The organism is Marivirga aurantiaca (assembly GCF_016679925.1).
Classification (GTDB): Bacteria; Bacteroidota; Bacteroidia; order Cytophagales; family Cyclobacteriaceae; genus Marivirga; species Marivirga aurantiaca.
In genome coordinates this window covers 256,065-274,165 of sequence record NZ_JAEQBW010000003.1, presented here as the reverse complement: position 1 = coordinate 274,165, position 18,101 = coordinate 256,065, and the positions used below count along the sequence as shown (strand labels likewise).

At 36.8% G+C, this 18,101-nt stretch carries 19 protein-coding genes; 5 read left to right on the top strand and 14 right to left on the bottom strand.

The genetic code is table 11. The features are described from left to right. The first annotated feature begins 34 nt into the window (after nucleotides 1–34). The gene (locus JKA74_RS09145; RefSeq protein WP_236587640.1) at nucleotides 35–1,285 is read left to right on the top strand and encodes a 3-phosphoshikimate 1-carboxyvinyltransferase; all 1,251 of its coding nucleotides are present in this window, start codon (nucleotides 35–37) and stop codon (nucleotides 1,283–1,285) included. Here JKA74_RS09145 and JKA74_RS09140 read toward each other — a convergent pair. The 6 genes from JKA74_RS09140 to JKA74_RS09115 all read right to left on the bottom strand — a co-directional run bounded on the left by JKA74_RS09140 (nucleotide 1,250) and on the right by JKA74_RS09115 (nucleotide 6,580). Further along, nucleotides 1,250–2,050 (bottom strand): helical backbone metal receptor, encoded by an 801-nt coding sequence (locus JKA74_RS09140; protein WP_317193579.1) that lies wholly within the window; start codon nucleotides 2,048–2,050, stop codon nucleotides 1,250–1,252. The genes JKA74_RS09145 and JKA74_RS09140 overlap by 36 nt on opposite strands. Nucleotides 2,051–2,106: 56 nt before the next feature. Beyond that, complete coding sequence (locus JKA74_RS09135) at nucleotides 2,107–2,631, bottom strand: YfiR family protein (RefSeq protein WP_201430876.1); 525 nt, start codon at nucleotides 2,629–2,631, stop codon at nucleotides 2,107–2,109. A 214-nt stretch (nucleotides 2,632–2,845) separates the two neighbouring features. Beyond that, complete coding sequence (locus tag JKA74_RS09130) at nucleotides 2,846–3,364, bottom strand: YfiR family protein (RefSeq protein ID WP_201430875.1); 519 nt, start codon at nucleotides 3,362–3,364, stop codon at nucleotides 2,846–2,848. Between the two features lie 104 nt (nucleotides 3,365–3,468). Further along, the gene (locus JKA74_RS09125; RefSeq protein WP_201430874.1) at nucleotides 3,469–4,545 is read right to left on the bottom strand and encodes a M42 family metallopeptidase; all 1,077 of its coding nucleotides are present in this window, start codon (nucleotides 4,543–4,545) and stop codon (nucleotides 3,469–3,471) included. Nucleotides 4,546–4,819: 274 nt separating this feature from the next. Next, the gene (locus JKA74_RS09120; protein WP_407659050.1) at nucleotides 4,820–6,124 is read right to left on the bottom strand and encodes a metal-dependent hydrolase family protein; all 1,305 of its coding nucleotides are present in this window, start codon (nucleotides 6,122–6,124) and stop codon (nucleotides 4,820–4,822) included. An 18-nt stretch (nucleotides 6,125–6,142) separates the two neighbouring features. After that, a complete protein-coding gene (locus JKA74_RS09115) occupies nucleotides 6,143–6,580 on the bottom strand; it encodes a hypothetical protein (RefSeq protein ID WP_201430873.1) in 438 nt (145 codons plus the stop codon). A gap of 310 nt (nucleotides 6,581–6,890) precedes the next feature. On the opposite strand from JKA74_RS09115, the gene JKA74_RS09110 reads away from it, so the two are divergent. Further along, on the top strand, nucleotides 6,891–7,481 hold the full coding sequence (locus tag JKA74_RS09110) for an acyl carrier protein phosphodiesterase (RefSeq protein ID WP_201430872.1): 591 nt from the start codon (nucleotides 6,891–6,893) through the stop codon (nucleotides 7,479–7,481). A gap of 58 nt (nucleotides 7,482–7,539) precedes the next feature. On the opposite strand, the gene JKA74_RS09105 is transcribed toward JKA74_RS09110, so the two are convergent. The 4 genes from JKA74_RS09105 to ribD form a co-directional block, all read right to left on the bottom strand. Further along, entirely contained in the window at nucleotides 7,540–8,610 is a 1,071-nt protein-coding gene (locus JKA74_RS09105) for a fatty acid desaturase family protein (RefSeq protein WP_201430871.1), read from the bottom strand. 271 nt (nucleotides 8,611–8,881) lie between these two features. Beyond that, entirely contained in the window at nucleotides 8,882–10,219 is a 1,338-nt protein-coding gene (locus JKA74_RS09100; protein WP_201430870.1) for a PhoH family protein, read from the bottom strand. A gap of 190 nt (nucleotides 10,220–10,409) precedes the next feature. Continuing rightward, nucleotides 10,410–10,892 carry a GAF domain-containing protein gene (locus JKA74_RS09095; RefSeq protein WP_201430869.1) on the bottom strand — a complete coding sequence of 161 codons (483 nt, stop codon included), beginning with the start codon at nucleotides 10,890–10,892 and terminating at the stop codon, nucleotides 10,410–10,412. Further along, the gene (gene ribD / locus JKA74_RS09090; protein WP_201430868.1) at nucleotides 10,874–11,965 is read right to left on the bottom strand and encodes a bifunctional diaminohydroxyphosphoribosylaminopyrimidine deaminase/5-amino-6-(5-phosphoribosylamino)uracil reductase RibD; all 1,092 of its coding nucleotides are present in this window, start codon (nucleotides 11,963–11,965) and stop codon (nucleotides 10,874–10,876) included. The genes JKA74_RS09095 and ribD overlap by 19 nt, the downstream gene beginning before the upstream one ends. Nucleotides 11,966–12,016: 51 nt before the next feature. On the opposite strand from ribD, the gene prmC reads away from it, so the two are divergent. Both prmC and JKA74_RS09080 read left to right on the top strand, forming a co-directional pair. Then, the gene (gene prmC / locus JKA74_RS09085; protein WP_201430867.1) at nucleotides 12,017–12,865 is read left to right on the top strand and encodes a peptide chain release factor N(5)-glutamine methyltransferase; all 849 of its coding nucleotides are present in this window, start codon (nucleotides 12,017–12,019) and stop codon (nucleotides 12,863–12,865) included. 179 nt (nucleotides 12,866–13,044) lie between these two features. Then, complete coding sequence (locus JKA74_RS09080) at nucleotides 13,045–13,800, top strand: SDR family NAD(P)-dependent oxidoreductase (protein WP_201430866.1); 756 nt, start codon at nucleotides 13,045–13,047, stop codon at nucleotides 13,798–13,800. Between the two features lie 4 nt (nucleotides 13,801–13,804). On the opposite strand, the gene JKA74_RS09075 is transcribed toward JKA74_RS09080, so the two are convergent. Continuing rightward, complete coding sequence (locus tag JKA74_RS09075; protein WP_201430865.1) at nucleotides 13,805–15,022, bottom strand: ABC transporter permease; 1,218 nt, start codon at nucleotides 15,020–15,022, stop codon at nucleotides 13,805–13,807. A gap of 22 nt (nucleotides 15,023–15,044) precedes the next feature. Here JKA74_RS09075 and JKA74_RS09070 point away from each other — a divergent pair, with 22 nt between their 5' ends. Next, entirely contained in the window at nucleotides 15,045–16,241 is a 1,197-nt protein-coding gene (locus JKA74_RS09070; RefSeq protein WP_201430864.1) for an exo-beta-N-acetylmuramidase NamZ family protein, read from the top strand. Nucleotides 16,242–16,545: 304 nt separating this feature from the next. Here JKA74_RS09070 and JKA74_RS09065 read toward each other — a convergent pair whose 3' ends face one another. The 3 genes from JKA74_RS09065 to gcvH all read right to left on the bottom strand — a co-directional run bounded on the left by JKA74_RS09065 (nucleotide 16,546) and on the right by gcvH (nucleotide 18,066). Beyond that, a complete protein-coding gene (locus JKA74_RS09065) occupies nucleotides 16,546–17,226 on the bottom strand; it encodes an energy transducer TonB (protein WP_201430863.1) in 681 nt (226 codons plus the stop codon). An 85-nt stretch (nucleotides 17,227–17,311) separates the two neighbouring features. After that, nucleotides 17,312–17,683 carry a VanZ family protein gene (locus JKA74_RS09060; protein WP_201430862.1) on the bottom strand — a complete coding sequence of 124 codons (372 nt, stop codon included), beginning with the start codon at nucleotides 17,681–17,683 and terminating at the stop codon, nucleotides 17,312–17,314. Between the two features lie 2 nt (nucleotides 17,684–17,685). Then, nucleotides 17,686–18,066 carry a glycine cleavage system protein GcvH gene (gene gcvH, locus JKA74_RS09055; RefSeq protein ID WP_201430861.1) on the bottom strand — a complete coding sequence of 127 codons (381 nt, stop codon included), beginning with the start codon at nucleotides 18,064–18,066 and terminating at the stop codon, nucleotides 17,686–17,688. Nucleotides 18,067–18,101: the final 35 nt, after the last annotated feature.

Here is an 18,101-nt window from a genome sequence, read left to right as displayed (position 1 = left end):
ATTAGAGAATTCGTTTAAACTTAAATAGATTATTTTGAACTATTTTATTAATCAATATAAAAGCTCTGCGAACCATAAGTTTCAGACGATCAATTTACCCAGCTCCAAAAGTGAATCGAACAGGCTTTTGATACTAAGTGCTTTATGTGAGGAGGATTTTGAGATCCATAACTTATCCGAAGCAAGAGACACCCAAACTTTGACGCGCCTTTTACTCCAGCAACAAACCAACAAAACATTTGATGTACTGGATGCCGGAACTGCCATGCGTTTTTTAACTGCTTATTTGGCTGTATCCACTCATCGGCCAGTCATATTAACGGGTACTGAGCGGATGCAACAAAGACCCATAGGCACCTTGGTAAATGCTTTGCGATTAATTGGAGCCGAAATCAATTACCTCAAAAAAGAAGACTATCCTCCCATGGAAATCAAGCCTTTCCAGGTACAAAAATCCGGGCAGATAACAGTTCCGGGTAACATAAGCAGTCAATACATTTCAGCATTATTAATGATAGCCCCCACATTGCCCTCCGGATTGAAAATTGACATTCAACCACCTGTTTACAGTATCCCTTACATTGAAATGACAATCCAACTGATGGAGAAAGCAGGAATTAAGGTAGAAAGAAATGGGTATGCACTCACAATTGTTCCTCAAAAATACAACGCTATTATTCATGAAGTGGAATCAGATTGGTCAGCTGCCAGTTATTGGTTTTCTTTCATTGCCCTATCCCAATTGCAATCAGAAATAAGCCTGAAAGGTTTATTGAAAGATAGTTTTCAGGGTGATCAGGCCATTGTTGATATAATGAAACAACTAGGTGTGACCACACAATTCACTCATGAAGGTGCGCTCGTTAAAAAAGCGAGTAAGCCTTTAAGCAATCATTTAACCCTAGATTTCAAGAAGTGCCCGGATCTTGCACAAACAGTGTTAACTTGTTGTGCGGCATTAAAGGTTGATTTGGAAATTACCGGTCTTGAAAGCCTACGCATTAAAGAAACTGACAGGATTGCCGCTTTACAAATTGAATTAAGAAAATTCAACTGTGATTTAATAGAAACGAATGAAGCACAATGGTCATTAAAAAGCGCAGGATTTCAGACAAAAGACAAAATAGAAATTAATACTTATGAAGATCACAGAATGGCGATGAGTTTTGCCCCTCTGGCATTAATGACCAATCTTGCCATTCAGGATATTGAAGTAGTCAATAAATCTTACCCCGGCTTCTGGAAGGATTTAGAAAGTGTGGGAATGCAGCTCTCTAAGAAATGATTGAAAATAAGGTGCTGCTTTCATTAATCGGCTACCATACCAACTGAACATTTCCCCATCTACCAGGCTAATGGTAGTTTCCGGCAGTTTTTCCATAATAGATTTGATGTGTTTCTCCTTGAAGGGATATGGTTCGGAAGACAACAATAGTAAATCCGGCTGCAAATTGCGGATTTCCTCAATTGTAATTGAGGGATACCTTGCTTTATCTACAACATTAACAAAGCCGCATTTTTGTAGCAAATGATCAATAAAAGTGTCATAGCCCACCCACATCCATGGGTCTTTCCAGATACAATAAGCTACTCTGAAAGGTTTCTCCATCTTCTCCAGCCCATCAAAAGAAGCCTGAATTTTTCCGACAATCTTTTCAGCCTCTTCTTTCTTATCAGTTAGTGCACCAACATCCATCATCATTTGAAAGGAACCAGGCAGATCAGCAATATCAGAAACATATACAGGACATAATTTGTACAATTTCTCAATGATTGTTTTAGTGTTTTCTTCCTTATTGGCAATAATTAAATCCGGCTTAAGCGCTTTGATTTTATCTATGTGGTGGTTCTTGGTACCACCCACTATTGTTTTTCTTTTTCTCCACTCCTGAGGATGTACACAAAATTTTGTTATCCCTACTACTTGCTCATCAAGCCCCAGCTCATATAACAATTCTGTTTGGGAAGGCACCAAACTAATGATTCTTGTAGCGGGGCTGTCAAGATTAATTACATTACCTATTTGATCGATGAGTGGCATTTCAGACATAAAAAAGGCTCCGCCTATAATGACGCAGCCCTATTTAAAATGTTATTGTTAAATTCTTAAATCATAATTCCCATGGTCACCAATTGATTGGATATTTTCAATTGATTGCTATCGAAGGAAGCCTGGTTAATTTCAAATTTCAGCTTACCTCCAACTTCTCTAAAATTGATACAGGAACCTTTTTTGCCAAGTCCGGATTTGTCAGTAATCAACAAAGTAGGCTTACCGGAGAATTTGGTTTGTAAAGATTCAAAATCTCTGCTTTTGCTACCAGAAAGGTAGATTACGTGAGCACTGCTTAATTCCTCCACACTACTTACATTAATAATCTGTGCGCTTTGTCCTTTAATAGGCCTGTTGGAATAAAATTTATTTAATTGCTCATATACATCATCATCACCATATACGGCAATGATAAAATCACCGGATTTAGCAGCATCAGGCCAGTCGATATACTTAATAAAATTAAAAATAAGCATCGAATGAATTTCGTGCATGGGTCTTTGCGCCTTAAGTTCAGGTGTAATCACCAGAACATTCATCGCAATAAAAATTATAACGAGTTGATATATCTTTTTCATAATTATCGCTTTATAAATCCCACAACCATTATATAAACTTAATACAAATTTAAGTATTTAAATACCTTGTTAATGAATTTCCGTCAAACTAGCTCATTCAGCTTATGAATAGGGATTTTGATACTTTAAACGCTCTCTTTATTAAACAAAAACCCCGGCAATTCATACATAGTATAACCTGCCAGGGTAAAAAACTAAACTAAACCAATTATTTCTAAAGTAAAATACCCATACTGGCTAATTGACTTGATACCTTCAAATTATTCCTTTGTATTGATTCTTGATTAATTTCAAATTTCAGTTTACCATTTACTTCCTGAAAATTAATACAACTTCCTTTCTTTCCCAAGCCCGATTTATCAGTGATAATAAGAGTAGGCTTTCCTGCAAATTTTTGATGAATAGCATCAAACTCCTTGCTCGAATTATCTGACAAATAAATAACATGTGCATTGCTAATGGAATTAAAATCTGAAGTACCTATTACTTTTACATCCTGCCCTTTAATTGGTCTCTTCAAATAAAAATTAGTGATTGTGTTGTAAACATCTTCATCACCTACTACTGCGATAACAAATTCGCCTGTTTTTGATTGCTCCGGCCACTCCACATATTTAATAAAATTAAACATTAGCATTGAATGAATTTCGTGTATAGGTCTGTCTGCAGAATTGAGGGTGAACCCAAAAGCCATCAGGACAACTACAATCAAAACTTTACTAATTTTCTTCATCTTTTTATTTTTTTATTACTTTGTACATTACAAAGATAATTGGCTGCAAGGGAACTATTCATCAATTATCAAAGAATTGCTGTCAGAAGTAAGATTTTAGAGCATTAAGAAAGATCGTATTTAAAATTGTGTTTATTCTTAAGATTAATGACGAAATAATACAATAAATTAATTACGTTTTGTACATCTTCGGAATGTACCATTTCCACTGTAGTGTGCATATACTTAAGAGGAAGTGATACTAGTGCAGAAGGAACTCCATCATTAGAGTAGGCAAAAGCATCCGTATCAGTTCCTGTAGCACGACTTGCTGCAGATCTTTGAAATTTAATCTGATTTTTTTCAGCAACTTTAATCAGCATTTTCAATAAATTATTTTGAACTGCCGGCCCGTAAGTAAGAACAGGCCCATTTCCAGCCTTTTGATCACCACTTTCTATTTTATTGTATAAGGGAGAGTGAGTATCATGACACACATCGGTAATAACAGCCACATCAGGTTGAATCCTCTCGGAGATCATTTGTGCCCCTCTCAGGCCAACTTCTTCCTGCACTGCATTCACTATATACAAAGCAAAAGGAAGTTCTTTTTTATTCTCACTGATCATTCTGGCCACTTCAGCAATCATAAAGCCTCCTATCCTATTATCCAACGCCCTGCCAACAATGTATTTTTTATCTTTGAGATACATTAGCTCATCGTCAAAGGTAAGTACACATCCTACATGTACACCCATTTCTTCCACTTCGGCTTTACTGGAGGCTCCGATGTCTACAAAGATGTTTTTTAGTTCTGGCTTTATATCATTTTCTTTATTGCGTACGTGAATGGCCGGCCAACCAAAGATCCCTTTCACAATTCCTTTATCAGTATAGATATTTACTCTTTTGGAAGGGGCAATCTGGTGATCTGACCCACCATTTCTTATGACATAGATATAACCATCATCTGAAATATAATTCACAAACCAGGAAATCTCATCTGCATGTGCTTCGATTACCACTTTATACGGTGCGTCAGGATTGATAATTGCCGCTACAGTACCATAATTATCCTGTATAAATTCATCAGTATAAGGTTTAATATATTCTAACCATAACTTTTGACCTGAGGTCTCAAATCCTGTAGGTGATGCATTGTTCAGATATTTGAAAAGGAAATCTTCTGCTATTTTATCCATTTTTTGTGCTTTTTTAATTGATTCTACTGCGGAATTAATAGAATATACGTTCTTGATATCCCATATATTGCTTTAAATAAAAAGGGGGATATCCGGGTCACAAAAGTACTATTATATTTTAGAAAACCACAGCTTTGCACCTAAGTATGAGGGCTAACAAAAAGGAATAGTCGTTCAGTATCAGATAAGGTTTATACACATTGTATTTACATAGCAGGCACATCATATTTTCTACCCCACATCATTGAAGACTCCAACAACAGCCACTAAAATCTTATAAATTGTTTTTATAGACCTTGCCTTCTTTCATTACAAACTTGACATCTTCCATTGTCTTAATATTTTCAATTGGATTATCATGCACAGCGATTATATCAGCAATTTTACCTCCTTTGATAGAACCCAACTGATCATCCACCTTCAGTAGCCTGGCAGGAGTAATAGTAGCAGATTGTATAGCCTCCATAGGAGGCATACCCACTTCTACCATATAAGCGAATTCCCTACCGTTTTCTCCGTGTTTGTAAACCCCGGCATCGGTACCAAAAGCTATCTTCACACCTTTTTTATAGGCCCTGGCAAAAGTACTCTGGATCTTTGGTCCTATTTCCTTCGCTTTAGGAACTACAAGCTCAGGATAATAATTAGGGATTTCTGCCAATTCGGCAACCGTTTTTCCGGCTGTTATAGTGGGTACATAATAAGTATCATACTGCTTCATAAGCTCCATTGTCTCATCAGACATCAAAGTGCCATGTTCAATGGTTTTAATACCTGCCCTGACAGCCCGTTGCATTCCCTCATCTCCATGGGCATGCGCTGCTGTCAGCATGCCATAATCGTTGGCTGTTTCCACGATTGCTCTAATTTCATCCTCGAAAAATTGTGGGTTTTGGCCACTTTTAGCTACACTTAACACTCCTCCTGTAGCAGTGATTTTTATTACATCAGCACCATTTTTATATCTTTGGCGTACTGCTTTTCTCGCTTCCTCCACGCCATTAATTACTCCTTCATCAGCACCAGGATCACCCATCAAATCTGCTTTATAACCATTGGTAGGATCCGCATGACCGCCAGTAGTAGCAATTGATTTACCAGCAGAAAAGATTCGGGGTCCCTCTACATAACCTTTTCTGATTGCATCCCTTAAGCTGGTATTCACCCCACTTCCTCCCAAATCCCTTACTGTTGTAAAGCCAGCCAATAAAGTCTTTTTTGCATAAACTGTTGATTCAAAAGCTATATCAGCTTCATTTTTAATGAAGTCGTCCATATAATTATCTTTGGAAGTTTCACTTTCCAAATGAACATGCATATCAAACAGACCGGGCATTACAGTCATTTCGGATAAGTCAATCAAGGTTGCAGTATCAGGTACCTTAGAAAATCCTTTTTCCACACTTTGAATAATATCACCTTCTACTACAATGGTCATTTTTTCATTGATTTTACCGCTTTCTACATCAATCAGGTTACCACAATGAATATAGGTATTTTGCGCAGTCAGGGAAAAACCAGAAAGACATAGACATAGTAATAGACAGGAACATAAAAACAATTTGTACATCTTTTGCATAGTGTTTATTTTGATCAATTAAATTTCAGGATTACTTATATAAATTTCCAGTTCTTCATCAGTAAGGACAGGGTCGGCATCATCGTCTTTGGCAGAAACAATTGAATTGGTAATGCTACCCACCAGAGCTTTCTTAAAACCCATTTTTTCGGCTATTAACATACACATTTTAGCCTCTCTTTCATCCAATTTATTATCCACCAACATCATTTTAATATATTCATAAACAAAAATGATACGTTCTTTCTTGCTTACGGGAAGTAAAAATGGATGGTCCTCGGACTCCCTGATAATCTTATCTACTAATTTTTCTGAAATCCCATTTTTTCTTCCCAGTTCATAGAGGTACCTCTTCTCTTCCCTTACGATTTGATTATCAATTTTGGCCAATTGATGTAAATGCACTAAATGTGATTTAATATTTTCAAAACTCAAATCTTTGTGAAAAATGATCATTTCTTATTCTTAATAGAATGGTACAAAAACTATAATAGAGCAATATACAAAGGATTGATAAATAAAGCATAAACCGATTTCAAATTACCTACAACCTATGAGGCAATTACATACCAAAGAAAGGTAATTATTTGATTTTCAATAACTATCAAAAAGTTTTTATGAAATCCGACATCAGACTTTATCTAAACACCCTACTGCTTTCATAACCTTTAGAAGAAGACATGCAATATTGTAATAGGCTAACAAAAAAGAATTTCTCTTTCGAAGTATAGTGGATTTGTTTTTTTTGTTTTTATATTCAATTTGAATGAATTTTCTAGCTCACTTATATCTTTCAGGCAACGATCCGGAATTAGCAATTGGTAATTTTATTGCTGACTTCATTAAAGGTGCCGGCTTCGAAAATTTCCCTCCTAAAATACAACAAGGAATTTTATTACATAGGGCTATTGATGAATTTACTGATAACCACCCTATCGTACTACAAAGCAAGAAAAGATTACAACCTATTTACAGGCATTATTCCGGTGTAATCGTTGATATTTATTATGATCATTTTCTTGCACTGGACTGGGAGAAATTTCATACGAAAAGTCTCAGGGTATATGTGAATGAACAGTACAGTCTATTACAGTCCAATTTCGACAAACTACCCCTTCCAACTCAAAAAATGTTGCCTTTTATGATCCAACATGATTGGTTATACAACTATCAGTATTTGGATGGTATTCAGCGTGTAATGAAAGGAATGGCTTCCCGCACTAAATTCAATTCCAAAATGGAGCAATCGGTGAAGGAACTAAAGTTTTACCATGAAGAATTCAGAGCAGAATTTCATTTATTTTTCCCTGAATTGATCGAATTCTCAAATCAGACTATCAAAAGTTTCAGGGCATAAAAAAAGTGCTACCTTCTTATAAGATAGCACTCTTCATATTTTATTAATTCTTATTTTACTAGGCAGCGCCTATCACCTTTAAGTGACGCGTATGCGATTTCATTGCATCCAACATGCTCGGGAATTCGTTGTAAGCAACATTAAATTGAGCACATGTCTCTCTTACTAATTTATTGATAGCCGGGTAATGCACATGACTTACACGTGGGAAAAGGTGGTGTTCCACTTGAAAATTCAATCCTCCAGTATACCAGTTTAGCACTTTACTTTTAGTGCCGAAATTAGCTGTAGTCCTGATTTGATGAATAGCCCATTCTGTCGGTATAATTTTTTCACCCTGAATGGGTCTGTCATGAAAATCCGTTTCCTGTACAACGTGAGCTAGCTGAAACACTACCCCAATAGTATAACCGGTTACTGCCGTTACTATCAAATAACCCAAAAGAGTAGCTAAGAAGCCATGGATTAAAATAGGTATCACAAAGAATGTGCCTAGATAAGCAATTTTAGTCAACCAGAAAATAGCATGTTCTTTGAAGCTCATATGAGCCAATTCTGTCTCAGCTACTTTACGAGTGAAATATTTTTTAAAATCTTGCCAAAACACCCAAAACGTGTAAGATGTAGCATACAAAGGATAAGCATAGATATGCTGAAACTTATGATACCATCTTCTTTCCTGGTGAGTGGAAACCCTGATAAATGGGCCAATATTAATGTCATCATCCATTCCCTCAATATTGGTAAAAGAGTGGTGATTTTTATTGTGTTTATTTTTCCAGATGAACACTACGCCTCCCATTAGATTGAGGGTAAGTCCCATCATGTAATTCACATGTTTATTATTTGAAAAACTTCCGTGTGCTCCATCGTGCATCACATTGAAGCCGATGGCTGCCAAATTAAGACCAAAAACACCACATAATACGAGAGTTAGCCAAACCGGCATAGACACAAAAACTATTAACGCATAAAGCGATATAAAAGACACTAATAAAATGGTGGCTTTTGTATAGAGTTTGTGGTTTCCCCAGGTGTTGAGGTTATTCGTTTTGAAATAATCATCAACTCGCTTCTTCAATGTGGGGAAGAAGTTGTTATCAGTTACTTTATCTTTTACTAATTGCATATTTTTTTATTGATGTACTTTTACAACGATGCTATTATTATTTAAGTTCTTTTCGACTCTGGTAAAAATAATTAATCTGCAATAATTTCTCAAGAAATACAGTTATAATATTTAATAATTATCGCACAATATTAGGAAGAAAATCCCAATAATCTTTTTAATTAATCAAATACTCTTACATCGCTTATCCCCATATAAATTAAGCCGTGACAATGTCTCATTATAAAACCAACTGCCAACAGGTATAAAAGTATTAATTTTACCTCAAAACCTACAAAACGTCATTTGCCAAATTAGCCAATTCAGACCTTTCTCCTTTCTCCAGGGTTATATGTGCATATAGTTCATGTCCTTTTACTTTGTCAATTAAATAAGATAAACCGTTAGACTGTGAATCCAGATAAGGGGTATCAATTTGATTTACATCCCCTGTAAAAACAATTTTAGTGTTCTCCCCAGCCCTGGTAATAATTGTTTTCACCTCATGCGGGGTGAGGTTTTGAGCTTCATCTACTATAAAGAATATATTCGATAAACTTCTTCCCCTAATGTAGGCCAATGGCTGGATCATCAGCTTTTCCTTATTTACCATATCAGTAATATTAAGGAATTCCCTTTCATGCTCCTGGAATTGATGTTGAATAAATTTTAAATTATCCCACAATGGCTCCATATAAGGATTCAGCTTGGATTTAATGTCTCCCGGTAAAAAACCGATGTCTTTATTGGACAATGGCACTATGGGTCGGGCCAGGTATATTTGTTTAAATTCTTTGCGCAACTCCAAAGCGGATGCAAGGGCAATTAAAGTTTTACCCGTTCCGGCCACTCCTTGCAAAGTAATTAATTTAATATCCGGATTAAGCAAAGCATGTATGGCAAATGCTTGTTCTGCATTTCTGGGTTTCACTCCGTATACAGCTTTCTTCTCTACCTTATCCAACTTACCGGAAAGCGGATTGTAAAAACCAAGAGCTGAGTTCTTATCGCTTTTCAGAATAAAAAAAGTATTGTTCTGAGGTTTTTTATCTCCAAACACTTCCTTCACTTCACAGCTATATTCATCATATAACTTATTGATCACATCGGAAGCGACATTGTCCATCTGTTGTTTGCCCGAATGCAGATCACTTACATTTTTGATCTTCCCCGTTTCATAATCCTCGGCCCGAAGCCCACAACTCTTGGCTTTAAGTCTTAGATTAATATCTTTAGTAACCAAAATCACTGATTTATCAGGAAGTTGCTGCTGAAGTTGCAAAGCACTTCCCAGTATCTTATGATCGGGAATATCTTCCAAAAAGATATCGTCTGACTCTACTTTCTTGCCATTAGGCATGAGCACTTTAAAGTTGCCTTTGCTTTTGCCATTAAGGGAATTCCATTCATTCAATGATTGTCCGTTAGCCAATTTGTCTATCATCCTGATAAACTCTCTCGCCTCAAAATTTTTGGTGTCATTTCCTTTCTTAAACTGGTCAAGCTCTTCCAAAACTGTAATCGGAATTGCTACATCATGTTCTGCGAAATTCATGATCGAATCGTGGGAATAAATAATCACAGAAGTGTCAAGCACAAACACCTTTTTCTCTTTCTTAGCCTTTGCCATAAAATATCACCTTTAGTATCTACACAAATTTTGTAAAAATCAATTTATAAAATTATTTACTCTGTTATACGGAAATTAGTGGTTAAAAAAGGAAAAAATACATAATTCCCAGTAAATCAAAAGGATAAGCATTTAAGATGAAATACTGATTGTAATCACTGAATCAATAGGAAACAAGCATAAAAGTCGCTTACAAAAATTTGCCAACTATAATCATTAAATCCTCCAGATATATCTGATCAATGCTGTCAAAAGTATTAAGTTCGCTACTGTCAATATCCAACACCAAAGCCACTTCACCATTTTTAAAAGCAGGCAAAACTATTTCTGATCTTGAAGCAGAACTACAGGCTATGTGTCCGGGAAAAGCATCCACATCAGGTACTACAATAGTTTTTCCCTCAGCCCATACTGTGCCACAAACCCCTTTCCCTTTTTTAATCCGTGTGCAAGCAATTGGCCCTTGAAACGGACCCAGTACCAATTCATCACCTTTCACCATATAAAAGCCCACCCAAAAGAAATTCATAGCCTCTTTTAAAGCTGCTGAAATATTCGCCAAATTGGCAATTGTATCTTCTTCTCCCTCAACCAATGCCTTGATTTGAGGAATTAAAGCATTGTATTTTTCTTCTTTGCTTGCTGAGTGATCAATTAATAATGATTCGGACATCTTGATTTAGAATTTAAGATTTTAGATAATAGATAAGTATTCAGGTTGTTTTGCAGAATATTAAAAACATCCTCTTCAATAATTTTTTGTTTTACGAGGGAAGCATTTTTTAGTTCCGGCACTTTAATTCCCTCACCGAATTTATTGGGAGAGATGAAAACCCTGGCTTCATCCCACAATTGAGCATCAATGAATTGTTGTAGCGTATTTGCTCCCCCCTCAATCAGTATAGATTGAATTTTAAGTGTTTGCAGAAAATTTAGCATCTCCTGAATAAAGTTTTGCTCATTCAGTTTAACCCATCGGGTATTTGTTTTTTCTTTTTCCTCCTTCATATTAAAAATGAAAGTAGGTACTGAGCCATCAAATACATGTAAATTATTTGGCAATTGGCAATGATGATCAATCACCAAACGGATAGGATCTTTGCCGCCCCATTCGCGTGTATTGAGTTGGGGATTGTCATATTTTACAGTATTCTTTCCCACTAAAATCGCATCGCATTCACTGCGCCATTTATGCACCAACTGCCTGGAGAGCACACTACTTATCCATTTGGCATCAAAGTTGGCCCTGGCTATATATCCATCTGCTGTTTGCGCCCATTTTAATATGATGTAGGGCCTGCCTTTCCCGATAGCAGTAAAAAATGTATGGTTCAGTTGAATACATTCCTTCTCCAATACATCCTGTACTACTTCAATTCCCTCATTTTTTAATATCCTTATACCTTTCCCTGACACTAATGGATTAGGATCCGTGCATCCTATAACAACTTTTTTCACCTTCTTATCTACCAGTAAATGGGCACAAGGAGGCGTTTTACCAAAGTGAGCACAGGGCTCTAAAGTTACATAAACAGTAGATTGAGATAATAAAGCAGGATCTTTTACAGATTGAATAGCCAAAACCTCTGCATGCGGCTCACCAGCTTTCTGATGCCAACCCTCACCTATAATCTTCCCCTCATGCACAATTACACAACCCACCATAGGGTTCGGACTAACAGTTGCCTTGCCATTTTGCGCCAGTTGAAGAGCCCGGCCCATAAATTGTTCATCTTCTTGCCACATAATGGCAAAAGTAACCAAAAAATGAAGAACTTTGTGTAGAACCTGAATGAGATGAACAGTAAAATACGCTTTAAAGAAATAGCCGAGCGGTTAAAGAAATTTGAAAACGAGCAGGAAGCTGAATCACTTAGTTATTGGCTTTTAGAGGATATTGGAAAAATCTCCAAAATGGATGTATTGGTGGAAAAAGAGGTAATCCTCTCAGCTGTGGAAGAAGAACTTTTAAATGAGGCCATTGAAAGACTAAAGAAGCATGAACCTATTCAGCACATTTTAGGCAAGGTAGAATTTTACAATCGACAGTTCCTGGTGAATAAGAATGTATTAATCCCCAGGCAGGAAACAGAAGAATTGGTTGACCTAATATTAAAAGACCATCCTGATTTAGCAGATGAGGTGGTGGTGGATATAGGAACGGGGAGTGGAATAATTCCTATTACTATTGCCAAAGAAAGGCCGGGAGTCAAAATCTATGGGCTGGATATTAGCATAGCAGCACTGGCAACGGCCAAAAGAAATGCAGAACTTAACAGGGCTAAAGTTAATTTCCTCAATATTGATATTTTAGAAGAAAGCCCTGAATTACCTCCTGCAGAAATTTGGGTAAGCAACCCTCCCTATGTACTGGAAAGTGAAAAGATGGCGATGGAGGAAAAAGTCAAAGAGTATGATCCTGCCCAGGCACTTTTTGTGCATGACAATGATCCTCTGGTTTTTTATAAAAGAATTGCTTATTTAGCGAAACAAAACCTGAAATATGGTGCTTATCTATATTTTGAAATAAATGAAAAATTTGGAGAGGAAGTAAAACTTGTAATGGAACTTCATGGTTTTAAAGAACTTGCAGTTATAAAAGATATGCAAGGAAAAAACCGATTTGTAGTCGGGATAAATCAATAAAGAATTTAAAGATAAGAAAAAATGAAAATCCTTCACTCTCCTGTTTAAAGTATACAATCTATTATCAATGTCGTTTAGTTAAGCATTAAACTAAAACCTCAACCTTCCATCCTTCTCCAAAGGAGAAGGAAGTTTGTCTTAACTTAACGACATTGAATCTAACATTTAAAATTAAAAACATGTCAAAAACAGCATTTATCACGGGCGCTACATCAGGTATAGGCCACGCAACAGCCATCCTTCTGGCCAAAAACGGTTTCAAAATAATTGCTACCGGCAGAAGGCAGGAAAGGCTGGATCAGTTAAAGACAGATTTAAAAAATGTCACTGAAGTTCATACCCTTAACTTTGATGTACGTGATCAATCTGCAGTTCTGGATGCTATCAATAATTTACCTAAAGAATGGCGAAAAATAGATGTTTTAATAAATAATGCAGGAAATGCACATGGCCTAGCTTCCATAGAAGATGGAAATCTGGATGACTGGAATGCAATGATTGACATTAATGTGAAGGGCCTGCTTTATGTTTCCCAGCCTATTATCAAAAAAATGATTGAAAATAAAACCGGACATATCATTAATATTGGATCTGTTGCCGGTAAAGAAGCTTATCAGAATGGAAATGTTTATTGTGCTTCAAAACATGCAGTAGACGCCATCAACAACTCAATGCGGATTGATTTGAACAAGTATGGCATCAAAGTTTCGCAAGTAGCTCCCGGTTTGGTAGAAACTGAATTTTCACTTGTCAGGTTCAAAGGAGATCAAGATCGCTCCAAAAAAGTTTACGAAAATTTTGATGCGCTCAAACCTGAAGACATTGCAGATTTGATTCTTTTTATGGTGACTCGACCTGCCCATGTCAATTTAGCTGATGTATTGATTTTCCCTACTGCTCAGGCAACCTCCACGATGGTAAATAAAGGAGGATAAAATTTTAATCAAACCTAATGGCTTTAATGGGTTTCATTCGGCTGGTAAGCCATGTAGGCAAAGTGAGTGTAAGGGAAATAACAACCAATACCAGTAAATTAAGTCCAATAATTACCGGGAAATTCCATTCTATTGGCACATAGCTCATGTAGTAATTTTCCTGATCCAAAGGGATGAATTTGAAATAATCCTGAAGTGCGCAGAAAGACAAACCTATAAAATTACCCCAGAACAACCCTCTTATTGTAAGCCTTAGACCACTATAAAAGAAAATATTCCTGATGAGGCTATTCTTTGCACCAACAGCCTTGAGTATTCCTATCATGGGTACACGTTCCATGATCAATATAAAAATAACTGCTATCATGTTGAATGACGCCACGAATAATATCAAGCCGAGAAACAGTCTCACATTTTGATTGAGCAATTCCAGCCATTCGAAATATTGTCTGTACTTATTGCTAACCCTGGTAACATACTGATCGCTTTCCACCAGGCCAAAAATAGCTTCTTCGGCCATTTCTTCATCATCAGCATCATGCAAAAAAACTTCATAGCCTCCCACCTGATCTTCCTCCCAGTTGTTTAATTTTTGAAGCATCCTGATATCCCCAATAATCAGACGTTCGTCAAACTCTTCCATTCCGGTTTGATAGATGCCCACAATCTCCAATTGTCTAAAGCGTGGTGGGTTTTGCACAAAGTACATCAATACTTTCTCGCCTACCTCAAGCAAAAGCAAATCTGCAATTTTACTACTCACTATTACCTCGGTAGAATATTCCTCCCCATTAAGTTTAGGAAACCTGCCTTTAACCAGGTTTGAAGCAAAAAGGGTGGTATCATAATCCTCACCTATTCCCTTTATTAAAACACCCTCAACAGCTTCATTTGTTTTTAACAACCCTGCCTTAAAAGCAAAAGATTGAACATGACGAACATATGGGTATTGTTCAAAATTATTATAAAAATCAGTATCCGTTGAAGTGGGGGACTCTTCAAAGGAATTGCTTAAAGTATATTTTGTCACTTGCAGATGTCCTGCAAAGCTGTAAACTTTCTCCTTGATGGTATTTTGAAAGCCTCCCATTATCAATAAAGCTATGAGCATAATAGCCAAACCAATTGATATACTGGCAACAGCTATCCGGTGTATGCTACTCGAAAATTGACCTGTTTTCGAATTAATGGTACGTTTTGCTATAAAGTCAGGAAGATTCAAGAATATCCGTTATTTTTGATGTATGATTAAAGCTGCAAATTACAATATCATTGGTAAAGTCATTATGATCTCTTGCCTTATTTTTACACAAGCTTTGTATGGTTGCCATGCACAAACTACTGAAGCCACAAAATCCATTATTCCTGCTGCTCACCAAATCAATGATTACCTGCCCTTGCTAAAGGATAAAAGGGTGGGCCTGGTGGTGAACCAAACTTCCATTGTTGGATCTGTTCATCTGGTAGACACATTAAAAAGCCTGGGCGTAGCAATTAAAACAGTATTTGCTCCAGAGCATGGTTTCCGGGGAGATGCCGATGCCGGAGCCAGCGTTGAATCAGGTTTTGACACCAAAACCAAGCTACCTATCATTTCATTATACGGTACCAATAAAAAAATGCTCCCTCAACAGTTGGAAAATATTGATGTGGTTATTTTTGATATCCAGGATGTAGGCACCAGATTTTATACCTACATCAGTACCATGCACTATGTAATGGAGGCTTGTGCAGAAAACAGTAAAAGATTAATCATATTGGACAGACCCAACCCAAATGGCATGTATGTTGATGGCCCAATACTGGAAATGAAACACCAGTCATTTGTAGGCATGCACCCCATCCCCATTCTACATGGACTTACTGTGGGGGAATTAGCACTGATGATCAATGGTGAAAAATGGTTAAAAAATGAACTGACTTGTGAAGTAACTGTCATTCCTGTAAAAAATTATCAGCATCAAATGCCGTATTCTTTACCTGTTCAGCCTTCCCCTAATTTGCCTAATGATTTAAGTATTGCCCTCTATCCCAGCCTCTGTTTATTTGAAGGGACAGTCATAAGTGTTGGACGTGGAACCGAGTTTCCTTTTCAGCAAATTGGTCACCCTGAATTAAAAAAGTATCCTCATACTTTTACCCCCGTTTCCATGCCGGGAAGTAGTACTCACCCTCCTTACAAAGATGAGAAATGTTATGGGCTATTGTTGGAATCGAAAACTTATGAAAGTGGATTAAGTTTGGTGTACCTTATCGAATTTTATGAAGCCTTTCCAGACAAAACAGCTTTTTTCAATAATTTCTTCGTCAAGTTAGCTGGAACTATGCAGTTACAAAAACAGATAGAATCAGGTTTTACTGAGGAAGAAATTAAGCTCTCATGGCAAAATGAATTGGAAAGTTATAAAGCAATCAGAGAAAAGTACTTGCTTTATGAATAGAGAATCCCAGTTAAGCTATCATCTTTAGAATTCACTATTAGGGAACCGCCTAAAGTCAGCCATTGGCATATTGCAGAACAGCGGCTACTTCAGAATTTGATCTTGGCTCCTCACCTATCCGCAGAGCCCCCAGAACTCTACGGATTTTCAATAATTGAACCTTTGACTCGGGCTTTCTGTATAGTAGAGCTTGCCAAGCTTCAAATATTATTGCTTGATCCGGAATCAACTCAAGTGAATTAATAAAATTAGGGCATAAAAAAAGCCGGACAAGTCCGGCTTTTGTAATGTATATAATAATGGATTAATTCAATACGAATCTGATAGGTATTACCCTTTGAGAACGAACTGCCCGGCCTCTTTGCTTACCAGGAGACCATTTAGGTGAGTTTTTAACAACCTCAACTGCTACTTCGTCACAACCTCCGCCAATACCTTTAACGGCCTGAACGTCAGTTAATGATCCATCTCTCTCAATTACGAACTGAACGTATACCACTCCTTCAATACCCATTCTTTGAGCCTGACGAGGATATTTATCAGATAATTCCCTTCCTACATAGTCGTAGAAAGCCTGGATACCACCTTTAGGCTCAGCTTGTTGTTCAACAATGGTAAATACCTTGTCCACTTCCTCTTCACCCGGATCTTCTTCAAAAATCATCTCTTCAATTTCTGAATCTTCTGTCATTTCCAAATCAAGATCGATATCGATTTCCTCTTCTATCTCTTCTTCATCAGGAATTTCCACGATTTCAGGAAGTTGTTTTTTTGGTGGTGGTGGTGGTGGTTGTTCCGTTGGAGGAATTTCCATAATATCTTCCATGGTGTCATCCAACTGACCTAAATCCATTGCAGGACCATCATCATAAGATTTGTATTCAAAAGCAGCAAAAACCAAAGAAAGTGAAACTACTAATCCCATCATCAGGAAAAGTGTCGATTTCTTGTTTATATCTGCTTTAGGATTCTTTTTTAGTTCCATAATTTACAAATGTTTACAATAGTAAAACTATTACTTCTATAAATAAATTCCAATTTAATAAAAAGCTTTTATTCTTAAAGCATAATTATGCTTTATATATCAAATAAAATATTAACCAACCTGATAAAGCACCTAAAGAGTTAGCGAAAACATCGGCATACTCCACTCCTCTGCCTGGAATGAACGATTGAGCCACCTCAATAGCAATGCCATATATCACGCTAAAAACTATGGCCAATATTTCTGCTTTATATCTAACGAATCTGAAAGTATACTGTTTGGTAAAGCCAATAATTAGTAAAAAAGCAAGGATAGCAAAGACGGAAAAATGAGCTACTTTATCAAAACTAAGAAAGTCCCAAATATTAGTAGCAGGCATGGATTCTCCCGGTGCCAGTCCCAACAGCAAGATTAACAAAATCCAAAGGATCGCAAACAGGTTATACCTGAGAAACATATTTATTCGCCAACAAGCTCTTTATAGTCCTGAGCAGAAAGCAGGGTATCAACAGAACCTTTATCTGACAACTTAATTTTTATCATCCATCCTTTTTCATAAGGATCTTCATTTACAGATTCAGGGCTGTCTTCCAAAGCTTCGTTAAATTCCAATACTGTACCTGAAACAGGCATAAATAAATCTGAAACTGTTTTTACTGCTTCAACAGTTCCAAATACATCTCCTTCTTCAATGGTTTCGTCAATGGTTTCCACTTCCACGTAGACAATGTCCCCTAATTCACGCTGTGCGAAATCTGTAATGCCAATAAAGGCATTATCTCCTTCTACTCTCACCCATTCGTGATCCTTAGTATACTTCAAATTTTCAGGAATATTCATAAATAATTACGTTTTTTGATTACTTGACTGCTTAA